We start from the raw sequence: 22474 nt of genomic DNA, 5'->3' as shown, positions 1-22474 counted from the left end.
TTCTTAGATTTTATGCTTGTTCTTTTTAAACCATATAGCAAGGAGTAACATCATCAACGGAGCGGTAATCGTCCAGGGAATGGCCAAAAGCAACAATCGCTCAGAAAACTCAGGATAGAAATACACAAAGGCTATCAAGGGTGTTACCAGGGCATTCGCCAAAAATGCGAAGCGCACCCACTTGTCAAATCCCTGTTTTTTAAAGAGTGGTAGTACCAATACCGAAGCCACTCCCATAGAGATATAACCGATGGCATCATAATCCCAGAACATGGAGTGTGGGGTCTGTCTCAGGAACTCGATTCCGCCGGCTGTTCCCTTTAGGGTCATGGGTATTACCGTTGCCAACTGCACCACGTAGTTAGCAGTCACGAATATGGAGTAGATCACCGTAAAGATCAATGCGGCATGGCTCCAGAATTTTTTATCGTCCGGTGTTACGTAATGGAGTGCCAATATTTCAAGTATAAAAGGAATGACGATGCATAGGGAAAACCCATAGATAAGGATTTCATCGTAGGGATAGGTCAGCACTCTCAGAAGTTGTAAGGTTTGGGCTATCACAAACAATGCATTTGCACTGAATGCAATAATTCCTGCGCGAAAGCCTATTTTATAGATAGTTGTATTCATCGCTCTACATATTATGGTTCTTTAATTCCTAAAATATCCGCTAAATCCGTTTCCCCCTTTAAAACGTCCTTTTTAATAATCTCCTTTACCCGCTCCGGTTCTTCAAAATGTGGGCTATGTGCTGAATTACGGAAAGTATAAAACCCTTTTACCGGTGCCTGAAGCACTTCAAAATAATGCTTTGCCAAGGTGTACGAAACGGTATGGTCATCTATCCCGTGAAAAAAATAAATCGGAATGTTTACTTCATTCTCCTGTTCGGCTAAATCCGTAGTAATGATCGTATCCCAAAGGGGGTGGACCCCCGATTGGGCTTTTCCCCGCCATAAATTAAATTTTTCCTTTAACGTGTATTCCTTGCAGGTCAGTGATGGTATGAACATACCGGTCAAAACAGACTCCATATCACGTGTGGTACCAATTCCTAGACTGTGCATTGCCCTGTCGCGAAGCTTAAGGTATCCATTAGGAATGTCGTCGGTAACAGGTGAAGTTTCCAGTCTTTGCACCATTTTCCGGTTCTCCTTATCCTTGTATTGCTTTAGGATATGTTGATAGGACAATCGTTCCGATGTTAATTGGTCGGACATCTGGCCAATCCCGATATAGGCATGGTATAGTTCCGGTGCTTGCGCTGCCACTTGGATACCGAAGAAAGTGCCCCCCGAACGCCCCATGAGGTAAATCTTTTCCTTACCAAAACGGTTGCGCAAATAATTTGTTACCTCTTTCGTGTCGGATATTAATTGTCCAAGATTCATGGTCTCGGCGGGTATTTTGGTAGTGTACGATAGCCCTGAGCCACGCTGTTCCCACCAAACCACAGTAAAATAGTCTTCCAGCCTGGTCGGGTACTTCCGTGTAAGGAAGTAATCGGGTATGCCACCATGTAGGTAGAGCAGCACAGGGTTATCTTTGTTCTTGCCCTTGATGAACATTCCCTGCCGTATGCCCCCGATATTTACAAAGGTCTTTTCTGAAATACTTCCTTCCGAAACCTTTCCGTTTTTATCTAAAAAGGGTTCAGGTTTTCCTGGGCTGTATATAACCAATAGGACAATTAAGATGAGTAGTACACCCAGCACTATGGAGAGAATCAATATCAACATTCTTTTTATTTTATTTTTGAATTCTTCATCCTATTTCCATTAAATTTTGGGATTTATTGAACCCAAGTTGCAGCCTATTGGAATGTCCGCTTATCCGTAAAGAATAGTTTATTTTTCCTGATCAGCAATACGGAAACCAGCAGCAGCACAATCGTAATAATACATTTAGTAAACTGCTCCGTCTGAAACAGGGTCGATGATAAATTGAGTATAAAATGAAAGATGATTATGGCAATGATACTTCTTCCGTTTTTATAGAAAATCCAATTACTTAGGATAGCGGCAGGAACTAGGGCAATAAAAAAGTTCAAAGCAAAAATTGGGTCTTTCTGTAAAATTTCAAAATGATAATAGCCCTTTATAAAAAATAAGGGAACATGCCACAAACCCCATAACAAGGCGAATAGCAATGATGCCTTTAAGAGAGAACGCCCTTTCAACAAACTATCCACTCCATAACCCCGCCAACCCAGTTCTTCAAAAGTTGGTGCCAAAATAAGGATGGCCACACTTAAAAATGCTGCTCCGCTCATGACCTTAAAACTGCTTGATAAATCAAATTGTTCAGTAGATTGCCCAAATAGTAGTGAAACCGCTGTCGCTAATAAAACCACCATGGGCATAATAAACAGAATGGCCAACCAATACTTAGGCTTTATGTTTTTTAGATTAAAAATCCTGTGTTTGAAATCATTTTTTAGCTCGTCGCTTTTAGAACCGTATATCATAAATAGGGCTACAATAAAGGGAAGCAATAAACTAGGAAGCAGACAGATGACCATATACTGTTCCAACCCTTCGGTATGGCTGCAATAGGCAGCAGAAAACAACGATAGCCACGTCAGCAAAATGGTTAAGGAATAGTATTTTAGGGGTTTATAGGTGTAGTTTTTAATGATTTCCATTGCGTCTAGTTTAAATTGGTTTTATTTAATCGTTCATTGATAATTTCTTCCAATCGATTGATATATTGCTGCAAATCCTTTAATTCCCCATCATCCGTATTAATCTGAATTGCGATGGCATATTTCCTTTTTAGGGCATATTCGACATAGGAGAGATAGCCTGGGAAAAATCCGCCATGCCCATACATGGTATCCTCCATTTTATTGAAAACAAAAGTGCCAAGGCCATACCCTTCATGATTGGGCAATCCTGTTATTAAACTTACAGGGGAACGCAGCAATGCTTTGCTATCTTGATTTAGGTAGTCGCTCTCTTGTATATATTTTACAAATCGAACCAGATCCGAAGGGTTGGATATGAATCCGCCTCCCGCCCATTCAATAGCCGGATTTAAAACCAACAAGCCATCGTCATCTAAAACTTTTTGTGGCAGTTGAAACACATTTTTGCTGCCAATATAACCCTGTGCCAGATTATTTAGTTCCAGTTTATTTGAAGGGTCGGTCAATGTTAACCGTAATGGCGTTAAAAATTCTTTTTCCAATACATCGTATAATTCTGCTGCGGTAACTTTTTCAATGATCAAACCCAGAATAATATAGTTCGTATCCGAATAAGACCAGCCTTCACCAACAGGATGAACGGCAGCTTTGTTGGCGACGGACTGAATATTGTCTTCCGGAAGTATATTTTGCTTGGGGGCTTTTATGAACGCTTCTAGAAATTCAGGTTCGTACAGGTAGTCGGGCAAGCCACTGGTATGGTTCAGTAGGTTAATGATTTTAATTTCCGAATAGTTTGGAAATGATTTGAACCATGGTTTATCGTCGAGATAGTTCAGGGCTTTATCTTCCAGTTTCAATTTGTTATCCTGAACCAATTTTAGGGCCAGGGCGCTCACGACCATTTTCCCTATGCTACCCGCCAGCATCCTGCTGTTGGTTTTCATGAGTGTTTTCTTTTCTATATCGCTATATCCGGAAGCCAAATCGATCTGATAACCGTCATCAAAAATGACCGAAAAAGTCAAGCCGGGTAAATTGTGCTGTTTCACTATGGCATCGAGTTCGTTATGTAGCTCCTGACTTAATTGTTGGTAGGTTTCCAATGATTTTTTATGCGAACTATGGCCTTGTAAAAACTTCCATTCGGTGTTTTCTTTGATCAGGACCATACTCATAACACCGTTAAACCGGATAGTTTCGCCGGAAACCATAGAAAAACCCTTTTCATATTCGGCAAATAGCGTAGCATACTCGTCATTTAATGATCGGATGTCTTTTTTGGTTACATGAAAGTCCATAGATTTCACATTGGGCAAAAAGGCCATTAAGTCATCAACAAGTGAAGCTTTATCGGAATATTGCTTAGTGCCATCTTCTAGCCAGAAGAACTGTTCGCTATCAGAAATACAGTTTGCGATTCCCTGGGCGTCGAGGGTATTGTTCATGGCTACATACCGATTCAAAACATCTTCAATTTCCGGTATATTTTCAGTTTCGGAACGTTTGTTTTGTTGCGAACAGGATGCGAAAAGAAGTATACAGCACAGCACAAATAATTCCACATTCAATGTTTTCATAATAAACTCGTTTAATCGATTACAATATCTTCAACCCTTCTCCTATAGGAATAAGGCACTTTATCGGAGTAACCAAAACGGATAAGTAGTAATGGATGTTCATTTTTAAGTTTGAAATGAGCTGCCATTTTTTTTCTTACCGAAAGCTCTTCACATGGCATATTTACATGGGCATGATTGATATTGAGTTTTGTAGCTGTTAAACCAAAACGTTGAAAAGCCCTTCCGAGGTTGACCCAATGTTCCACATCATTTTTTTCTACCGTGAACAGCACAAAACCAGCAGAGGCTTTAATCTGTTTCTTCCAACGTGCGGCCTCACTTTTCGCTGAAACAAATTTCTTCATGATGATATTTCCAACAAATCTTCCGGCACCGGGCATTCCCATACTGGCATGCCATATTCCGTCCCGCTTTTCTTCGACTTCTTTTTTAGAAAACCGAATCCAGGACACCAATTCATTGACAAAATCCTTATTTTGGAACTGAAGATTGCTCCCTTCAATAATAAAAGGTTCGAGTTCACTAATAGCCTTTGAATCCGTAAAAATCAAGGCATGTACTCCTTCAAAATCAGTGGATTCAAGTAAAAGTTTTAAGTCTTCGGATGGAACCGTGCTGTTGGAATATTCATTCCGTGTCACTTGTCTGTTATCAATATAGTTGAACAGATCATTAATTTCAATGGTTTTGTCTTTCCGCAGCTTAATGGCAATAAAATCAGCTACTTCATTGTTCTCAGCTATTTCTATATTTGAAGAAAATCCGTAATTCTTTGCTGCTAAAACAGCATTTTCAACAGCACATCCCAGACTGATGTAAAGGGCATGGTTATCCGGATCGACGATTGGTAAAGCCCTATTAAAATCAGGATGAATTTGAATTTCATCCTTCTTTATAAGAAATTTCCAAGGTTGTGTATTATGCCCAGAAGGTGCTTTTGTTGCGTATTCCAAGATTTTTTCTATTTCCGATGGTGTTTTCATAAGGTCGATATTATAAAAAGTTGTTCTATCATTTACTTTCTATTTTAGGAAGAAATAAATCACGAAGGTTCAGGCCACCTTGAAAAGCAAATACGATATAGAGGAGTATAAAAAGGCTGTCAATAATGCCCGTAAACCAGAATGTTGACGGAAAATCATTGACAAAACCCATATAGCTATACAGTAGAATTACGTAAAACGCTCTTCCAAAAATTAAGCAGCCTATAGTAAAGGCATAACGCTTGATGTTCAACGCTGAAAAAAACTGTAGGTATGCAAAGCAGAGAAAGAACGACCCGAGAACTATTGAAAAGAATGGATCTATAGTTGGATCATGGATTTTGCGTCCAATGCCGATGAAAAAAAGATACATCACTCCGGCAACAGTATCCCAAAGACCGCTTATTGCGAATGTAATTGCCAATGGTCTTAATAATTTATTGTTCATGACGTTGATTTCGATTATTCATATTGCTCTGTTGTGTTATATTCCAACTCCGTTATTTCAAGGTTCAACCAATTGAAATCGCCTTCCTTTAGTTTCCAGGTGACGCTGCATTTATCTGGGATTTTAATACCGTTGAATTCTTTGTAATCAGATGCTATTATTTTCCATTTTTCAAGTTTTGAGTCTTTTTTACCTCCATAATAGCGATCCGCTTCAAAGGATTTGAAATTTCCCTCATCGGAAAATGTATAAATCCCCGAAACCGATTTTCCGTTCAAGGTAAAAGTGGCCTTGGCAGCATTTGTATCTATAGCTTCCCATTTTATATAATCGTTCAGCGCAGCCGACGGAAACCAGACCATTTCCCCCATATATCGGAGCATGGCGCCGGAATTTATTTTTTCGTTGTTACCCTCATCCACAACCGGAATCACATTTGCCAATTTGATAAGCATTTCGCCTTTGCCATCAATCAATTTATCCCTTCCGGCCATGTTGACCACTGGCATGAAATCCACTTCCGTGGTCCAAACGAACGCAGGGTTTTCTACATTAAAATATTGTTCTGCAGTAAAGGGCATCCATTTACCTTCGGGCTTGGTCTTCATTCCCCCCTTTTGTTTTAAACGGACGGAAAGAATTTTTTCTTTACCAATAACTCCTGAATTTCGCATCCATTTTTGAACGATTTCTGGAAGATGAGAAATCTCGCTTAAGGTAATCACGCCGGTGTCCTTGATTTGAATAGTTTGCAAAAGCGCATCCGTTTCTTTTTGAACCATTCTATGGAACTTAAAATGGCCCAAGCCTACAATTCCGACCAATAGAATGATAACATTGGCGATCGTACCGAATTTAGCGTCCTTCCAGACCATAAAAATCAAGATCTGCGATACAACCACTGCTATAATGGCGAGTATCGGCCAAGTTTCCTTTTTCATCATATACAGGACGCCCGATACGACAAAAAGCAGACCGGTAAGCAACCAAAGCAAACCCATAGGCTTTGAGATTTCCTTGGTAAACTGGGCCATATTTCCAAAATCGAAGGCTTTGGCGAAACCCATAAAATGGATAAGGCCATGGATAAAAGAACTAGTATAAATACGATTCGCATAATTTTCTGTCTTTAAGTTCTACTATATTTTAAAAAGCCTCCCCAAAGGTTACGTATAGTCCGGAGGTTTCTTTTCCAAATCCGTAATCAATTCTTATGTAGGTCGGGTCCGTTTTGTTTACATTGTAACGCAGCCCTGCGCCAACTGTCCATTTAGTGCTGTCGAGGGCCAAATCGCCTAATTTGGGCATTACATTGCCCAAAGCACCAAAGGCCGCTGCTCCAAAACGACCGGCTATGACCCGTCGATACTCTGCTTGCGCCTGAATGCTGTGCTTGTCGCGCAAACGGCCTTCGAAATACCCGCGATTGATGATTTCCCCACCGATAAAGCCCAACTCCTCGAATGGCACGTCGCCATTAGTGAATACCATTAGCGATTGAAAGGCCAATACTTCCTTGCCAGAAGGTCTAAGGCTAACATATTTTCGGGCATCGATTCTATAGCTTTGAAAGCCGAATTCACTTCCTAAAAAGGTCGGATAGCACAAGGCCGAAAGTTCCACATAGTGGTTTTTGGTAGGTGTTAACACATTGTCCCGTTTGTCGAAATTAAAGATGGCCCCCAAACCTATATTGGTACTGCCTTCGGAGCCTGTTACCAAAGGCGGCGCAATGGGTTCATCATCCTGATTTTCAAAACTTAGGTCGTACATATAACCGAAATGTAGCTGTGGGCCGATGTACGTATCTTCGGCAATCTTACCAAGAAGACTCTGTTTTACTTTTATATTCTGAAAATTGACCTGTAGTTCATCCGTTTCCAAAGTGTTCGGCCCTATACCCCAATAGTTTTTCGGGAATTTTTTATAGCCGATTTCCCCCTTGTAAATCCAACGCTCTTCGGGAAACAGAATGGTATATAAGGTGGAAACCACAAATTGGTTGTTCCAAGTATAGGTGGCGTTTAACTGAATATTCGATGGGCGGGTTTCTTCTCCTGCACCATTTGGTTTAAACTGTTTTAGTACAAAACCGCCGAACATCAAACGGGTATCGGGCGAATAGGCCACGAATGGCAACGGTGTATATTTTGTTTTATAGGATGAAGATGTATCCGATTTTTTTTCGGTAATAACTTCTTGGGCATTCCCGTAAAAACAAAGTAACAGCCCCAAAACCGTCGGTAAGATTTTTAGTTTTAGTTTTATTTCTCTTTTTGTTCTCATAACGCAACACTTTTGCCATTCTTAAATTCAGGTTTCTTCCTAACTTTAGGAAATAATGCCAACAACAGCAGAACAACTGCGAGTAAAAAAATGGAAACTCCCAACCACGGGGAAGCTATCGGAAACACGGAGTTCAAAAAGAAATAGTCTTGGTTCAGGCTCCATACTAGTGTCAAAAGCAACATAAGAGAGAACCCCATTTGCACCAATCGAACTCCTCGACTATTTGCAGAAAAGGGTTTAAAACTGTGCTGACCGGAAGCCATTCCTTTTCCCAATCGATATCCTTGCCAAAGTACCGGCAGGAATAGTAACCCAATAAAAATCCAAAGCAATTTTGTACCTAAAACGATGTTGCCCATTCCGATGGATTCAAATCCGTTCCATTCGGCCCAATCACTTAAAATATGGGCGAAAAACGGCCAACTGCGCTGACTGTTGGTCAAGATAACGATACCGTCGCCCGTTTCGGGAACGGAATGAAAATGCGTCATCCAGCCCGAGCCCTGACCACCATGGGAAACCGCTTTTTCTCCATTTGGCAACCGTTCGATAAAGTGTCCCAATCCATACGAATCGAAAACAAGCCCGTAATAACCGGATAGTTCAATTTCGGGAGTATAGAGTTTCTCGACATTTTGTGTGTTAAGTACCTCAAGTCCCATATTTGAAAAATCGGTCATGCCAGCAGTAACGAAAGTGGCGATATCCCCAACGGTCGAAAAAAGTCCGCCCGCCGCTTTATCGGGATACACATAAACGGGAATCGGGTAGCCCTTTTTATCGTACCCAAAGGGAACAGGTGGATTAAAGGTTTCGCTCCACTCAAAACTGGAATGGTGCATGCCGAGTGAGTTCAGAATCTCTTCTTGCATATAGTCCGAAAAATCTTGCCCTGTAACCTCTTCTATCAAAAGCTCCAAGAGATTGAACCCTGTGTTGGAATAGGAAAAGGATTTACCGGTCTCTTGAAACGGAATAGCGTCCTTGGAAAGACTTTGCTTTAAGGTAGGCCGATTTTCAGTTGGGGCGTAACGCACGCCAATTGTGCCCAATGGCAAGCCTGAGGTTTGGCTTAGCAATTGCCTTACGGTTATAATATCCGTATAAAATTCCGATTCGGGAAATGACCAACTTTTTAGGTATTGTTTTATAGGTGCGTCAAGTACAACTTTTCCCTCTTGTACCAATTTCAGTACGCCCCAAGCCGTAACCGATTTTGAAATAGATTCCACACGGCAATAGGTATCCGTGGTCATTTTTCGTCCATTTTCCAGATCGGCATAATCGTATGCTTTTGACCAAACGGTTTTTCCCTTTTGAATAAGGGCAATGTTTACCCCTGGAATGTCGTAGGTTTTCATCAGTACGGGAATGCGTTGGTCAAGTCGTGCAGTAAACGCTTCTAACGGAATATTTTTATCGATTTTTTCGTTCGTAGAGTGACAGGAACCAAATAGCATCAAAACGAAAAAGAGCATCAACATAACCAAGGAGGCATAGAACTCTCTGATTATGAAATTTGTCGTTATTCTTTTTTTGGTCCGCATATCAATTTGAGAATTTATTCGGCAGTTTCCTTAAAATAGACCACAAAACCCATATTCCAAAAAGGGCCAATACTAAAAATCCAGAAATAGGGCCAATTATCTCGCCCGTGGAATACGAAATACCATTGACCATCTGGATGTAAGTACTCAAAGAAATCACGGGCAACAGAAAAAATAGTATCCCGATCAACGGAAATACCATTTGATACCCCAGCAGGTTACGTTTTAAAACAAGCCAACCCGCAAAAAAAGTGGATGGCGTAATGATGGCCAGATCAAGCGCGTCCGTAACCATCGTTGTATAGTGGTCCAACAAGTTTGGTGGAGTTCCCTGCACTGCGGAAAAAACAAGTGGTACTGACCAAACGACAAGGGTAACTACACCACATAGAAATAAATAAAAGGCCGGAAAAGTTCTGGGAAGTGTATTTTGGATTCTAGTCGGTAAAGCTTCCAGTTTTGTATTGGCAAACAGCAGCATAAAACAAAAGAAACTGGCTGAAAAAAGGAGTACATAGATCATGAAGAGTCCATTGTAAGAGGCTCCTAAGCTCATAGAAGCATACACATAAAGAAAAAATGAAATGACCGCCAATAACAACAAACCGCCTTTTAAGGATCCTTTGTTGTAGAAAAATAATGCAATCGATAAAAGAGGAATCCCCAAAAAGAGGGTTACATAATCTTGCCCCTTGTAGCCACTTGCAGCGAAAACGGAATCATACTTGTAAAGACCCTCGCCAAAGATTAATACCTCCTCTCCCCGAAGCGTCATAAAGCTGTAAAACTCCCTTTGGTCCATTATAAAAAGCGGACTAATGGTAGCAATCAACGTGAGCGCTATAATCAGTATTCCCAGCCAAATAATTGATTTTTTCGGTTTCATATAGTTATCAATCTGTTAGTCTCTGATTCTTTTGTTTACCTGCCATCAAATACCCGCCGAACCCGATCAACCAAATAACGATAGGGTAAGCCACCCACCGTTCCGTACCGCCGCTACCCCAAAAGGGAATAAAATATGAGGCTCCGAACAGAAAAATCAAAGACATAACTCCAATGGGAATCCCGATAATGGCAAATGGCTTTTTTAATATCGTAAAACCGAGAATACAGGTAAAACTCCCCATGACAAAAGTGAGTAGGGAAAATATACCGTGATAGGGCGCAATATTTCCCGGAAACACCCCCACACCGAGTACCCCGATCGCAAAAAGAACATAAGGTATGGTAAACCAAAGTTTTCTAAAATGACGGTACACCGGCCAGTTCGAAGCACAGAGCAACAAGCCCGCTACCAACATCGTGGTATTGAAAATGGTCGCCGATGGTTGGTGGATAATACTATCGGGCGGACGTGTACTGCCCAGATCACTAATATCGTTTATAGCGGTATTGTAACCCTCGGGATAATAAATTTCTCCCGTAATGATTCCCATGAAAATGACGAAACCCGCAAGGAACGCCAAAAGCCCTCCAAACTGTAGAGGGCTGTTATTCCCTATTTCCATTAGAATACTTTTGCTATTCCGACTCCCACGGCGACATAGTTCAGGTCAACATCGGTATTTGTTGTTCCGATTTCGATATCCCTAGAAAGGGCGCGATACCCGACTTGCGGACGCAAATGCCAGTTACTGCCAAGGCCTACGTTAAGGCCTGCACCAATTTCCCAACCGAGTCCATGGCCTGAATCTGCGGTTATATCCCCTGCAGCGTTCTCTACTTCGATATGGTTATATATTCCTCCTAACCTAATCAGGTAGGACAAATTTTCAGAGGTGCCCAAAGGATGGATGAACTGTAACCCGAAGGTATAGCCAGTTTCCTCAAAATCCGTGTCTCCGGTTCCGGCAAAAGATGCGCCATCGGATTTGAATTGGTTCCAACCCCAACCGACGTAAGCACCTAAATGGGGCATAAAACGATAACCGATGGCCAATTCGGCACCAAAACCTGTTTTCAACTCAGCATCCCCCAAATCCGAGGTAGCGAAATTTATTCCAGGACGGAGTTCAGCAGACCATTTGTCTTGTGCTATTGCTGTGAAGGAAAATAATAAAAGTGAAATTCCGATAATACTTTTTTGAATAGTTCTCATAATAATTTGATTTTATATTTTATTCAAAAGTATAGTTCGGCCATTTTAAATAAAATGACGAAAATCATATACATACTATAGATCTAAAACTAGTTAAGTATTTTTTTTGTTGCACACGGAAAGCGGTCTTACATAACCAGTTTTGAAAATGAGCATTGCTCTTAAACATCGTTCCTTTACATTTATAAATTATAAATTTTCAAAAGAATCTCCATTATAATCATTTAACAGTATTTACCCGTACATTAATTAAATGTTAAGAGGTCTTGTAAGTAATTTCGGTATTCATCTTTTTAGTATTTTGCGTATTAGGTGTTACCAAATCTATACATAATGCTTAACCTGACCTCAAACCGGTCCTGTTGTATTTGGCTTTTTGTGATTACTTACATTTTTGAATTAAAGAACTCGGGAAATCCATTTTTGTACTTAACGGTATGTTAACCGTATTGCCTAGTTTTTTTGCATTCTGATTGAGAAAAGTTTTGAATTTTTAATTGTGCATATGGAGGCTTTTAAACAAAATACTGGTCTTATCGGAATATTGTCGGATGCTATCTCCGAAGGCATTATTGTGGTAAACCATGAACAGATTATCGTAGCGACCAATAAAGCGACGAACGAGTTATTCGGGTATTCACATGACGCTCTTGTTGGAAAGCCATTGAATACCCTGATTCCCAAAAAGTATCATGGCGGTCACAGTGGACATTTCAACAAGTTCATGGACAGGAGCGAAAAGCGCCAGATGGGAAGAGGTCGCGAGCTTTATGGAGTACGGAGAGATGGTACGGAATTTCCGGTGGAAGCGGGCCTGAATCCATTCCAGATTAAAGGTATCACTTATGTAATGGCCTTGATAATCGATATTACGGATAGAAAGAATTATACCACTAAGCTTGAACAGACCGTAGAACAGCGAACGGTCGAGCTTAGAGAGGCCTTACAAAAGGAACACCAGCTGAGTGAGATGAAATCACGCTTTGTATCCATGGCCTCCCACGAATTCCGAACACCTCTGTCCGCAATTAAATCGTCCGTTGACCTGCTCAAACGATACCATGAGAAGGGGGTTGTGGATAAACAGGAAAAACATTTTAAACGGATCCAAGGTTCAGTAAGTAATCTTATCACCATCCTTGATGACTTTCTATCGCTTGAAAAAATGGAATCGGGAGAGGTTCGTTTGAACATCGAGAAGATAGAGCTCGGCGAATACATCGAAGACGTGCTCAAAGAGGTAAGGCCCTGGGCTAAAGAAAATCAAAGGTTGGTTCACGAACACATTGGGGATGGCGAAGTCCGGACCGATTCGAATATGACACGGAACATTCTATTGAACCTTTTGTCAAATGCGCTCAAGTATTCCCCGGAAGATACCATCGTGAAATTGATAACACAAAACCATGATGGCAAATTGATTCTTGAAGTAATCGATAATGGCATAGGTATCCCCGAGGAAGAGCAGCATAGGATGTTCTCACGATTTTTTCGCGCAAGCAATGCCATTGAAATAAACGGCACCGGTCTGGGGCTTACTATTGTAAAACGCTATCTAAATCTGATGGGCGGGAAAATAAGTCTTCTAAGCAAGGTAGGGCAGGGCACCACGTTTACGGTGGAGATTCCTCTTTCATAAATTATTCATGGCGTATTACCTCAATCATCTATGTTTTCCTGATGTGGCTTCGTCTCCCTTAAGATTTGCTTAACGGCATACCAAAACACCCTTGATCCGTAGGTGCGCTTTTCAGAAAGTTCGGCAAGACCTAAAATATTCTTGACCAACAGGCCGTCCTCTGTATTAACCGTTCCGTTCCTGCAACGATTGGCGGATATAAGGTTCCATTGGTCGAACTCCCTTACCTTAATAGGACCTTTGGCCAAAATTGAGATTTTACTATGTTTATCGCTCCTTTCAATTTTTGAGAAAAGACTTTTTACATTATTCTCGCTGCCTTCCAAAATACCTACGAACTTGTCCCCTCGGTAAAAAAGGCAACCGGTAATATTGTTGCTTGGGTTGACATTTTCCGATTCTTTTTGAATTGCTAGGAGATCATCTTCGTCAAGGGTCGCCGACGCAATTGAACTGTAAATTAACTCGAACATAATGGGATATGGATTTGGATATCAAATTTTATACTAAAGATGCTATCAAAGAATGATATCGATCAGTCCGATTAAATAATCTTTCATCGTCATTTCATTCTTTATGAGTGGTTAAACTTCCTTAACATGTTGAAATTCGTTTTCATACAGTGTTTTACGACTCTGTTTTTGATCCAATACTTGATTGGGTTTAAAAACGATTCACTTTTTGCCAAATATTCATCGGCATTACCAAATTTTCCGACATGTTGGAGTAGTGCTCCCTCTTGCATCAATATATCCGACTCTCCGTCCCATTCTTTCTGGAACGTATCTCTCGATAGACCACATCCGATTGATCTTACTTTGTCGCCTTGCTGTATTTTACGCTGGATCTCTTCATAGAGCATTAATTCCAGCACAATTTCTATGGCGGTCCATCTATCATTGATAAAAACCTCTATCCAATAATGACCGGGAATCTTCTCAGGAGTTAACGGATAGGCCCATTTCGGCATAATAATTTTAAACAGAGATTTTGATAAACTACCTCAATGAAACCGTGCAGGTGTTCCCATAGCTCTTAATAATGCTACCGAAAGGGTAGTTTTTGTGTTGCATTGTCCAACCTTTACTTTCAGAACATCGGACGCTTTTTGAAGATTGTGCGTGAAAGTGTAGGGGATTTCATCACGAAGATAATGATATATTTGCTTTATCTTTTCTAAATCCTAAGTGATATTATCAGCAAGTTCCTTAACCTTTTTTCCAACCAATGGATTATCGATATCCACTAAGTCCTTGGGTTCGAGATACTCCTCGGTCCTGACTATGTTTTTCATATTTGAACGGGTTATTTTTGTTTTGAAAACACTTTTTTTCTACCGTGCCATACACTTCTATTGAGCCAATCCAAATTTACAATTGGCATAAAATGATTACTATCATTTTGATCACATCTGAGTTCCTTAAGACGGCGACTTAATCAAACTGATTTAAGAGGTAGTGGAAATTTCTTAAATGGTTCCTTTTACATTACCAAACCTAGTGATTGCAGAAATTGCGACTTTAGAGAACTGGACTAGGGCCTTTCATAGGATACGTTGTTGTAGTGCGTTTTTTATCCAATCAGTTTTTCCAAATGTCGTTCAACTTTCATTTCCAAACCCACTAATTGTCCTTTGTAGAAAACACTATTTATAATCCAAGGAATCGGCATTTTATGTCCATCTTCTTTACTTGAAATATGCTTTATGGTTAATGGTACTTTCTTTTTTTCTGCATAATCTCTGAGAACTTGATTCGTGTAATAATCTGTAAAAGGACAAGTATTTGAATAATATGCTGTAATTCCTTTTTTATCAGGACAAGTTCCGGATTTTGCAGATTCCTTTATTTTTGGGGTTTCAGCTTTCTGATTTATCTTAAATCCCCATAATTTGAAATATGGTGGTGCCTCGTCAACAATTTCAAATCCTTGATAATTAAGAAATTTTGGGTCGGTCATAAAAGGTCTTTTTTTATCGCTCGAAATAGCAACTATTCCGTCCATTCCATTTTCTTTTGCATCTTTTATACATTGTTCAAGTAGTCTTTTTCCGTTTCCGTGACCTTTGAATTGTCCCGAAACCCAAAAACAATTAATTACCATAAAGTTGTTTCCAACAAGCGGAAGCCAAGAGCTATCAATCGGCACATATTCAATAAATACTTTTCCGCGAACATCTACTTTTTGAAAGTTGTAACCGTTCTTAAATTCGGTTTTTAGCCAATCCTTTTTCTTTTGGTATCCGTCAGCACATTTTTTGTCACTTATAGCACAACAAATATGTTCATCTTGGATATTTTTTTCCGTTAGTTTTAGAATTTCCATTGTTCTAGGTTTTGCTTAAAAGTAAAAATGAAGTACCTTTTTTACTATGATAATTATCAACTACTACAATGATTTTTATTGCTAGTTCTGATGTTCCTCAAAATGTACTACAATAATTGTAAACGTAGTAGTAGGCTTGTTTCTATTTTATTGCTAAAACGAACTTAAGCTTTTGTAGTAAAAAGTAGTTTCAAAAAACGACAGTGGCCGTTGCGCAACTACCAAAAAGACTTAATGGACAAAAAAAATCACTTTACAAAATCATAACTAATTGATTTACAGTTGTAGTTATTTATTGATTAACTCTAAAACTCCCACGTTTTATGGATATTAAGAGTTCTTCTACGGCCACGGCAGATTTAAGGGACAGTTTGGGCGACGCCATTTTTATTTCGCTAAGGTGTCCCAAACTTGGTCTTTTTTAGTGGTTTCGTTAATTGACGTTTTACGGGACAATTTGAGTATACAAGAGGTACAAAATAAATAGAATGATTTTAGTCATATATGAGTTTCTTAAATCAGCTCTTTTTTGGAATAAGTTAAAGTAATGAGCCAAGTCCTTTTATTTGTTGGTTTCAAGGAGTTTTTAAAAAAAAAGATTTCGATGAGCTTTGCTAATGACTATTCAATGCAGTTTGCGAACTGTCCGCTAATGTTTCAGTATTTGATTTGGTCCCATAAAATTTATCGAACACTATGCATGCCGTCAGATCACCCGTCACATTGACCGCAGTTCTAAACATTCCCAAAATACGGTCTATTCCTATTATCACGATAAGCCCATCAATGGGAATTCCGGTGCTCTGTAATACCGATGCAAGAACAATAACTCCACCTCCTGGAATGGCCGGTGTTCCTATGGAGGCGGCCACAACGGTAAACGTAATCAATAGAAGGCTCATGATGGACAATTCAATGCCATAGGCCTGGGCCAGAAATAAAGTTGTTACGCATTGGAATAACGCAGTTCCGTCCATATTGATAGTGGCACCGACCGGGATGACAAAATCACTGATATTTGAGGAAACCCCTAATTTTTCATCAGCTGTTTTCATCGAAAGCGGCATAACGGCTGCTGAACTGGCGGTAGAAAATGCCAATAGTAATGGTTCCCTTATCGCCTTCAAGAACTTGAAGGGGTTTTTCACGGTTACGACCAAGGCCACCACCATATAGAATATTAATAATATCATCAGACCCAGCACAACTACGACCATATAGTAACCCAAGCCAAGGAATATTTGAATGCTTGTCCTGGATAACAAGGCTGCCATCAAGCCAAATACAGCATAGGGCACGAGCATCATAGCCCACGATACTATAATCATACAGATTTTTTGAATGGCTTCCGAAAAACGGATGATAGGTTTTGCCGTTTCTTGACGGAGTTGTGTAATTGCCACACCGATAATGATGGTGAAAATCACTACGCCTAACATTTCTCCCGTCAAAATGGCCTCCAACGGATTATTAGGGATGAGATTCGATATTGCATTTGGAATATCCTCCATAAGGTTGGTTTGCTCATCGGGTGTTATTAGACTTTCGCCACTATTTGGAAATCCTCCAAGCTTAAAAATATATTGGCCGGGTTTCAAAATAAACGTTACGATCAAGCCTATCGAGATGGCAATAGTAGTAGTGAAAATAAAATATAAAATTAGCCGAAGGCCGAAGGTTTTAAGATTCTCCGATGTGTTACTCACAATTCCCGTAATAATTGATGTGAATATCAATGGGATCATGATCATTTGTACCAATCGCATAAAAATTTGACCAGGCAGGTCAAGCCAATCGGCAAGGCGCAAACTACTATTCTCTGAAAGTAGCCCAATGGATGGATTAAGTAGCACTCCGATTCCCGCTCCCAAAACTAGACCGATAATTACCTTGAGCCATAGACGACCTTTTATAAGGCGATCTAAATGAACCGATAGGGTATTGAGCGGTCTGAATTCTATCATGGTGTTGTGTATTAATTTATCCGACATTCACATTGAACATATAACCGACTAAAGCCGTCAATCCCATTGCAACTGTTCCCCAAAAAGTAATTCTTAAAATAGCTTTAGTAATACTTGAACCCCCTGTTTTAGCAGATAACGCTCCTAGTGCGATTAGGAAGAATAGCGCAAAACCATAAAGCGCGTACTCCATATTTTTTAAAGGCAAAAAGAAAACGACTATTAGAGGCAATATTCCTCCAACGGTAAATGCCGCTCCTGAAGCAAATGCAGCCTGTATTGGTTTAGCTTGGCTCATTTCGTTTATGCCCAGTTCGTCACGTACATGTGCACCGAGTACATCATAGGCCGTTAATTCTTTTGCTACGGTCAATGCCGTTTCTTTTTTCAGGCCTCTTTTTTCGTAAATCTGTGCTAGTATTTTCAACTCGATTTCTGGCGTTTCTTCCAATTCCTGTTTTTCACGTTCAATATCCGCTTTTTCGACATCTGTTTGAGAACTTACCGAAACATATTCTCCTGCTGCCATTGATAATGCACCGGCGACTAATCCCGCTAATGTTGCCAAAATAATCGTTTCTCTAGAATCACTAGCTGCTGCGACCCCTATGGCAATACTTGCAGTTGACAAGATACCATCGTTTGCACCTAGAACTGCCGCCCTCAACCAGTTACTGCGATGTATATAATGGCTGTCTAAATAGTTGTCTATAGTCTTATTATTCTCCACTGCTTCTTTTACCATTTTTACAAACTCGTTTATGAATTGGATTTCTTCGATGTTTCATAATGTTCTAACAAAAGTGCAGGTAGTAATTTCTTTTCTGCTATAAATGGTATGCCAAAAGTCCTTTCAGAATGGTTCGATTTAATAGAATTGATGACTTCTATTTCAGCATTGGCACGACTTTTCAATAAAGGGTCGGAAATTCCTGAAAGCATTGAGAGGCTCTGGTTTATTAACCACGCATAAGGCTTTATGCCTGCCCTTATTAAATCTTCTTGCAACATAGCTGCTTCACGCATTGGCGTAGTTTCGGGTAGTGACACCAGAATTATTTTGGATAATTCTGAATCCTGTAAAGACATCAACGGAGTTGTCAGGCGACCAACGTTCATGTTGTTTCTCATAATGTCGCGATGATAACTCCCTGCAGTATCCAGTAACAGCAATGTATGTCCTGTTGGAGCAGTATCCATTACTACAAATTTTCTTTTTGCCATTCTTATGGCTTTTGAAAAAGCATGAAAAACGGCAACTTCCTCGGTGCATGGTGACTTTAAATCTTCCAGAATCAGTTTTTTCGCCTCTTCAGAATGTCCTTGTCCTTTGTGTTCCAAAATCTTTTCGATGTATCGCTGCGTTTCAACTTTTGGGTCTATGCGTTCTACTTTTAGAGTCGTTGGCATTTCTCCTAATTGTTCAATGAAATCTTGAATGTGTGCCGCAGGGTCCGTAGTGGTTAATAGTACATCGAAGCCCTTTCTTGCAAGTAATACTGCAATTGCAGAAGCCGCAATGGTTTTCCCTACGCCTCCTTTTCCCATTGTCATGATAAGCCCATGCTGATGATTCGCACATAGCTCACCCGTTAGCTGATTTATTCCTTGCAATACTTGGATAGGTGTTTCCATTTTTGACAGCGTCTTTTCGGAAATTGATTTCTGTAATCCAATATCAAAAAGTGAACGGAGCTGTGAAATTCCTAATACATCGTAGGGTAAAAGTGGAAACGCTTTAAATGGTAGCACCTTCAGATTTTCAGGAATGGAATCAAGTTGCTCGCTAGCCAACTCTTCAATTTTGTTTGCGAGTACGTCTTGTTTTTCAATTGCCTTGAAAACGCCGTTGACATACAATTGCTGATTCTTCATTCCTAGTTCATTCAGTTCATCGCTTGTTCTGGATGCCTCCTTTAGAGAGGCTTTTTCTGGCTTCGTAACAATATAAAAGGTGGTTAATGCTGTATCTCGTAATCTGTCAACCACTTTATGATACCTTTCCTTTCCGCTTTTTAGTGCAGAAGTTGGGCCAAGGCAGGAGGCTCCATCAGGATTTTCATCCGTAAAACTAGACCACGCAGCAGGCAGTTCAAGCAGTCTCAAGGTATGACCGGTCGGTGCTGTGTCAAAAATAATAACATCGAATTTTTCTCCTTCGGTTTCACTAGATACAAAACGAGAAAATTCGTCGAACGAGGCAATTTCAGTAGTGCATGCACCGGAAAGGTCTTCCCTGATTTTTTTTATCTCTTCTTTTGAAGCAATCCCCTCCAATGGTTGAATCACTCTATTGCGATATTCTTCAGCAGCTTCTTCAGGATTGATATTTATGGCAAAGAGATTACGGATACCTTTTACAGGCTTGATATTTTCATTAACCGTACTTTCCAGAACATCCATTAAATTCGATGCAGGGTCTGTGCTAACAAGTAACACAACCTTTCCTGAATCAGCTATTTTAACAGCTGTGGCGCAAGCAAGGGAAGTTTTTCCTACACCTCCTTTTCCTGTGAAAAAGAGATAGTTTGTTGATGAGATTGTTCCATTAATAAAATCCTTCTTTTTCATATCTATAAACTCCATTCTCAAACAAATATGAGCTGAAAATTGGATAATTAATATGATTTATATCATCCTTGGTGCTGAAAATGGTAAAGAAATTTATTTGCTTTAAATCAGCAAAATCAATAGGAGTTCCTTAAAACGGTATTTAATCACACTATCAATGTAAATGGTTTCATAAGGCTATACCCGTCTCATTTTCCATCTCTTTTAATAGTTTAGTAAAGTAAGGTTTTATGAAACTAAATTGGCATCTATTGGGTATCGTCATTTTAAATGTACCTCCCATCGTTTTTTGCTATAAGTCAAAAGCTTCATAATTCGAGAACCTAGCGCCCTAGCGGGCACTTTTTTGTGGATAGGGAGAAAGAAGTTTAAGGTGGTTTTCGGCCTGATTTGGCGAGAGAATTCAATGGTAGGAGCGTATCTTAATGGTAGTTAAGAACGTTAAATCCACACCTCATGCAGTACCAAATCAACGAAGTAAAGGTCAGTTATCAACGTAGAATCCGTGCAGAATACTGGCATAAAATAGGTTCGTCAAACGACGCTGCTGAACTCATTTACGAGGATTGGGAAAAAAGCACCATTGGCTTACATGAAACGTTTAAAGTGGTCCTCTTGAACAATGCCAACAAAGTAAAAGGGATTTATGAAGTCTCTAAAGGAGGAATTACGGGTACTTTGGTCGATTTACGAATCTTGTTCGCAGTGGTGCTTAAAACGCTATCGGTAAGCATAATTCTTACCCATAACCACCCTAGCGGAACCCTTAAGGCTAGTGCTGCCGATAAAGCGATAACGGATAAAATCAAAAAGGCGGCAAAGTTGTTCGATGTTGCCGTTTTGGATCATATCATTATTACCCCAAATGGCGATTATTTTAGTTTGGCAGATAATGGCATGTTATAAAGTTTCATAAGAGCGAAAATGCTTATTCTACTATGTTCTTTTTGGGTAACTTGGTATGTACTAATGCCAAAACCATACTAGCGATGGTTAATTTACATCTCCCCGTCGTTCTTGAATACCTGTTATAATTTCTTCATACATCACTTGTTTGCTAATATGGTTGTCCAGTTTTTTGTTCATGGCATGCCATCCGAAGGAATAGCCCGATGCAAATTCAGCCAAGTCCCCAGTTCCAACTTTATCGTATTCTGAAAGTACATGCTCCCAATCTAGGTTATACCCTTTGGCATCGTTAACTCCTTGCACTAGCATATTTACTTGCTGTAGTAGTTTTTTTAACATAGCACCTTCCGCTTTCAAAAAACCAAATCTGCTTTTGTCAACCTTAGCTTTCCGCTGTTTCATTTTTCGTACTTTTTGTTACATCTTCAGTTTGTGGGGAAACTTTGTTATTGTAAAAAAAGTTGATGGCCACAAGTATGCTCAGACCAACGGTGATATATAAATTAATGCTCGGACTATTGAATTCGGTCTCCCTTCGGGAAATTAATATAAGAATGACCTGATATAGGCTTAATGCAGCGGGGACCAACAAAAACGCGCGGTATTTTTCCCCTCTGGCATCCATAAACCAACCAATCCAGCCCAAGTGGCTAAACAAATAAATTCCAAACAGGTAGAGTAGGAGGCGATAGCTTCTCAGACCCCTGACCATTCCTTCGGCGTCTGTTAGGAATGCTTCTATTCCCAAATTAGGAACCCATGGGCGAACAGTACCATTTCTAAGCGTGATAACATCATGTAAGTAGGGTAGAAGGGCCAATAGGGTCAAGGAAGACCATGCCATGACTTTTTTTAAATCTATACCATGCTTTTTATAGGAAAAATAGCCAAGTACCAGTGAAAGTAAAACCAACAATATAAGTTTTGGTTCCAGTTCTCGAAGTGGACCACGCCTAAGATTGAAGAGTATCAAAACGATTTGGTATAGACTAGAGGATAAGCCCAATAGTAATCCAAGGCCATAGTATCGATTGCGCGCGCTGCGGTACCATCCTGCCCATCCAATGGAAGCGAAAACAAAAATCAACAAGGTGTAGAGAAAAACGCGATAGGTAGAAAAACCTAAAATCCTGCCGTTGGCATCGGTTAGTGCATTTTCGACTCCAAGAATTGGAACCCATGATTTTAGTCCCTCGGAATCGGTAATAAATTCATGAAAATAAGGGAGCGTTGACAAAAAAATGATAGCCAACGCACCCATAAATGGATTACATATCGTCGTCCGTAATTTCGTTTCCGTCAATGGCATTATTCTCAATCTGGTCATCGGTTACATCTTCTTTCGTACAAGAAGTAGACAATCCGATCGTAAACAATACTGCTAGTGCAAAAACTAATTTTTGTGCTTTCATAATACTTATTTAAAGGGTTATTAATCCTTTACCTAACTATTTAAAAAGCTTAA

At 39.9% G+C, this 22474-nt stretch carries 24 protein-coding genes; 2 read left to right on the top strand and 22 right to left on the bottom strand.

Translation table 11 applies throughout. The features are described from left to right. Positions 1-3: 3 nt before the first annotated feature. The 12 genes from MS6x_RS01180 to MS6x_RS01125 form a co-directional block, all read right to left on the bottom strand. The gene (locus MS6x_RS01180) at positions 4-633 is read right to left on the bottom strand and encodes a hypothetical protein (RefSeq protein ID WP_482604938.1); all 630 of its coding nucleotides are present in this window, start codon (positions 631-633) and stop codon (positions 4-6) included. Positions 634-644: 11 nt separating this feature from the next. Then, positions 645-1742 carry an alpha/beta fold hydrolase gene (locus MS6x_RS01175; RefSeq protein WP_482604936.1) on the bottom strand — a complete coding sequence of 366 codons (1098 nt, stop codon included), beginning with the start codon at positions 1740-1742 and terminating at the stop codon, positions 645-647. A 74-nt stretch (positions 1743-1816) separates the two neighbouring features. Further along, positions 1817-2647, bottom strand: a complete 831-nt coding sequence (locus tag MS6x_RS01170; protein ID WP_482604934.1) for a CPBP family glutamic-type intramembrane protease — start codon at positions 2645-2647, stop codon at positions 1817-1819. A 5-nt stretch (positions 2648-2652) separates the two neighbouring features. Next, entirely contained in the window at positions 2653-4230 is a 1578-nt protein-coding gene (locus MS6x_RS01165; protein ID WP_482604932.1) for a serine hydrolase, read from the bottom strand. 11 nt (positions 4231-4241) lie between these two features. Then, on the bottom strand, positions 4242-5216 hold the full coding sequence (locus MS6x_RS01160) for an Acg family FMN-binding oxidoreductase (protein WP_482604930.1): 975 nt from the start codon (positions 5214-5216) through the stop codon (positions 4242-4244). Positions 5217-5244: 28 nt separating this feature from the next. After that, positions 5245-5664, bottom strand: coding sequence for a hypothetical protein (locus MS6x_RS01155; RefSeq protein ID WP_482604928.1), 420 nt, complete (start codon positions 5662-5664; stop codon positions 5245-5247). A 14-nt stretch (positions 5665-5678) separates the two neighbouring features. Further along, a complete protein-coding gene (locus MS6x_RS01150; RefSeq protein WP_482604926.1) occupies positions 5679-6731 on the bottom strand; it encodes a DUF6920 family protein in 1053 nt (350 codons plus the stop codon). 79 nt (positions 6732-6810) lie between these two features. Next, entirely contained in the window at positions 6811-7950 is a 1140-nt protein-coding gene (locus MS6x_RS01145) for a BamA/TamA family outer membrane protein (protein WP_482604924.1), read from the bottom strand. Continuing rightward, a complete protein-coding gene (locus MS6x_RS01140) occupies positions 7947-9500 on the bottom strand; it encodes a serine hydrolase domain-containing protein (RefSeq protein WP_482604922.1) in 1554 nt (517 codons plus the stop codon). Before MS6x_RS01140 ends, MS6x_RS01145 begins: the two co-directional genes overlap by 4 nt. 1 nt (position 9501) lies before the next feature. Then, on the bottom strand, positions 9502-10386 hold the full coding sequence (locus MS6x_RS01135) for a hypothetical protein (RefSeq protein ID WP_482604920.1): 885 nt from the start codon (positions 10384-10386) through the stop codon (positions 9502-9504). A gap of 7 nt (positions 10387-10393) precedes the next feature. Beyond that, positions 10394-11011: a DUF998 domain-containing protein gene (locus tag MS6x_RS01130; protein WP_482604919.1), complete on the bottom strand. Its 618-nt coding sequence runs from the start codon at positions 11009-11011 to the stop codon at positions 10394-10396. Beyond that, on the bottom strand, positions 11011-11601 hold the full coding sequence (locus MS6x_RS01125; protein WP_482604917.1) for an outer membrane beta-barrel protein: 591 nt from the start codon (positions 11599-11601) through the stop codon (positions 11011-11013). Before MS6x_RS01125 ends, MS6x_RS01130 begins: the two co-directional genes overlap by 1 nt. A 505-nt stretch (positions 11602-12106) precedes the next feature. On the opposite strand from MS6x_RS01125, the gene MS6x_RS01120 reads away from it, so the two are divergent. Continuing rightward, positions 12107-13240 carry a PAS domain-containing sensor histidine kinase gene (locus MS6x_RS01120; RefSeq protein WP_482604915.1) on the top strand — a complete coding sequence of 378 codons (1134 nt, stop codon included), beginning with the start codon at positions 12107-12109 and terminating at the stop codon, positions 13238-13240. Between the two features lie 20 nt (positions 13241-13260). Here the strand turns inward: MS6x_RS01120 and MS6x_RS01115 are convergent, their stop codons facing one another. The 7 genes from MS6x_RS01115 to arsA all read right to left on the bottom strand — a co-directional run bounded on the left by MS6x_RS01115 (position 13261) and on the right by arsA (position 20115). Then, the gene (locus tag MS6x_RS01115) at positions 13261-13713 is read right to left on the bottom strand and encodes a BLUF domain-containing protein (protein ID WP_482604913.1); all 453 of its coding nucleotides are present in this window, start codon (positions 13711-13713) and stop codon (positions 13261-13263) included. A gap of 101 nt (positions 13714-13814) precedes the next feature. Then, positions 13815-14210 carry a hypothetical protein gene (locus MS6x_RS01110; RefSeq protein WP_482604912.1) on the bottom strand — a complete coding sequence of 132 codons (396 nt, stop codon included), beginning with the start codon at positions 14208-14210 and terminating at the stop codon, positions 13815-13817. Positions 14211-14243: 33 nt separating this feature from the next. Beyond that, a complete protein-coding gene (locus MS6x_RS01105; protein ID WP_482607123.1) occupies positions 14244-14411 on the bottom strand; it encodes a transglutaminase-like domain-containing protein in 168 nt (55 codons plus the stop codon). 401 nt (positions 14412-14812) lie between these two features. After that, a complete protein-coding gene (locus tag MS6x_RS01100; RefSeq protein WP_482604910.1) occupies positions 14813-15565 on the bottom strand; it encodes a GNAT family N-acetyltransferase in 753 nt (250 codons plus the stop codon). A gap of 614 nt (positions 15566-16179) precedes the next feature. Further along, the gene (locus MS6x_RS01095) at positions 16180-17529 is read right to left on the bottom strand and encodes a dicarboxylate/amino acid:cation symporter (RefSeq protein WP_482604908.1); all 1350 of its coding nucleotides are present in this window, start codon (positions 17527-17529) and stop codon (positions 16180-16182) included. A gap of 16 nt (positions 17530-17545) precedes the next feature. After that, a complete protein-coding gene (locus MS6x_RS01090; RefSeq protein WP_482604906.1) occupies positions 17546-18274 on the bottom strand; it encodes a VIT1/CCC1 transporter family protein in 729 nt (242 codons plus the stop codon). Positions 18275-18288: 14 nt separating this feature from the next. Further along, positions 18289-20115: an arsenical pump-driving ATPase gene (gene arsA, locus MS6x_RS01085; RefSeq protein WP_482604904.1), complete on the bottom strand. Its 1827-nt coding sequence runs from the start codon at positions 20113-20115 to the stop codon at positions 18289-18291. Positions 20116-20556: 441 nt separating this feature from the next. On the opposite strand from arsA, the gene MS6x_RS01080 reads away from it, so the two are divergent. Next, the gene (locus MS6x_RS01080; RefSeq protein ID WP_482604902.1) at positions 20557-21006 is read left to right on the top strand and encodes a JAB domain-containing protein; all 450 of its coding nucleotides are present in this window, start codon (positions 20557-20559) and stop codon (positions 21004-21006) included. Between the two features lie 87 nt (positions 21007-21093). On the opposite strand, the gene MS6x_RS01075 is transcribed toward MS6x_RS01080, so the two are convergent. The 3 genes from MS6x_RS01075 to MS6x_RS01065 are packed head-to-tail and all read right to left on the bottom strand — an operon-like array spanning position 21094 to position 22421. Further along, positions 21094-21411, bottom strand: a complete 318-nt coding sequence (locus MS6x_RS01075; RefSeq protein ID WP_482604900.1) for a hypothetical protein — start codon at positions 21409-21411, stop codon at positions 21094-21096. Further along, the gene (locus tag MS6x_RS01070) at positions 21392-22318 is read right to left on the bottom strand and encodes a hypothetical protein (RefSeq protein WP_482604898.1); all 927 of its coding nucleotides are present in this window, start codon (positions 22316-22318) and stop codon (positions 21392-21394) included. The genes MS6x_RS01075 and MS6x_RS01070 overlap by 20 nt, the downstream gene beginning before the upstream one ends. Beyond that, a complete protein-coding gene (locus MS6x_RS01065; protein WP_482604896.1) occupies positions 22278-22421 on the bottom strand; it encodes a hypothetical protein in 144 nt (47 codons plus the stop codon). The genes MS6x_RS01070 and MS6x_RS01065 overlap by 41 nt, the downstream gene beginning before the upstream one ends. Positions 22422-22474: the final 53 nt, after the last annotated feature.

The organism is Maribacter sp. MS6, from assembly GCF_056839185.1.
This window is presented reverse-complemented; position numbering and strand designations above follow the sequence as displayed.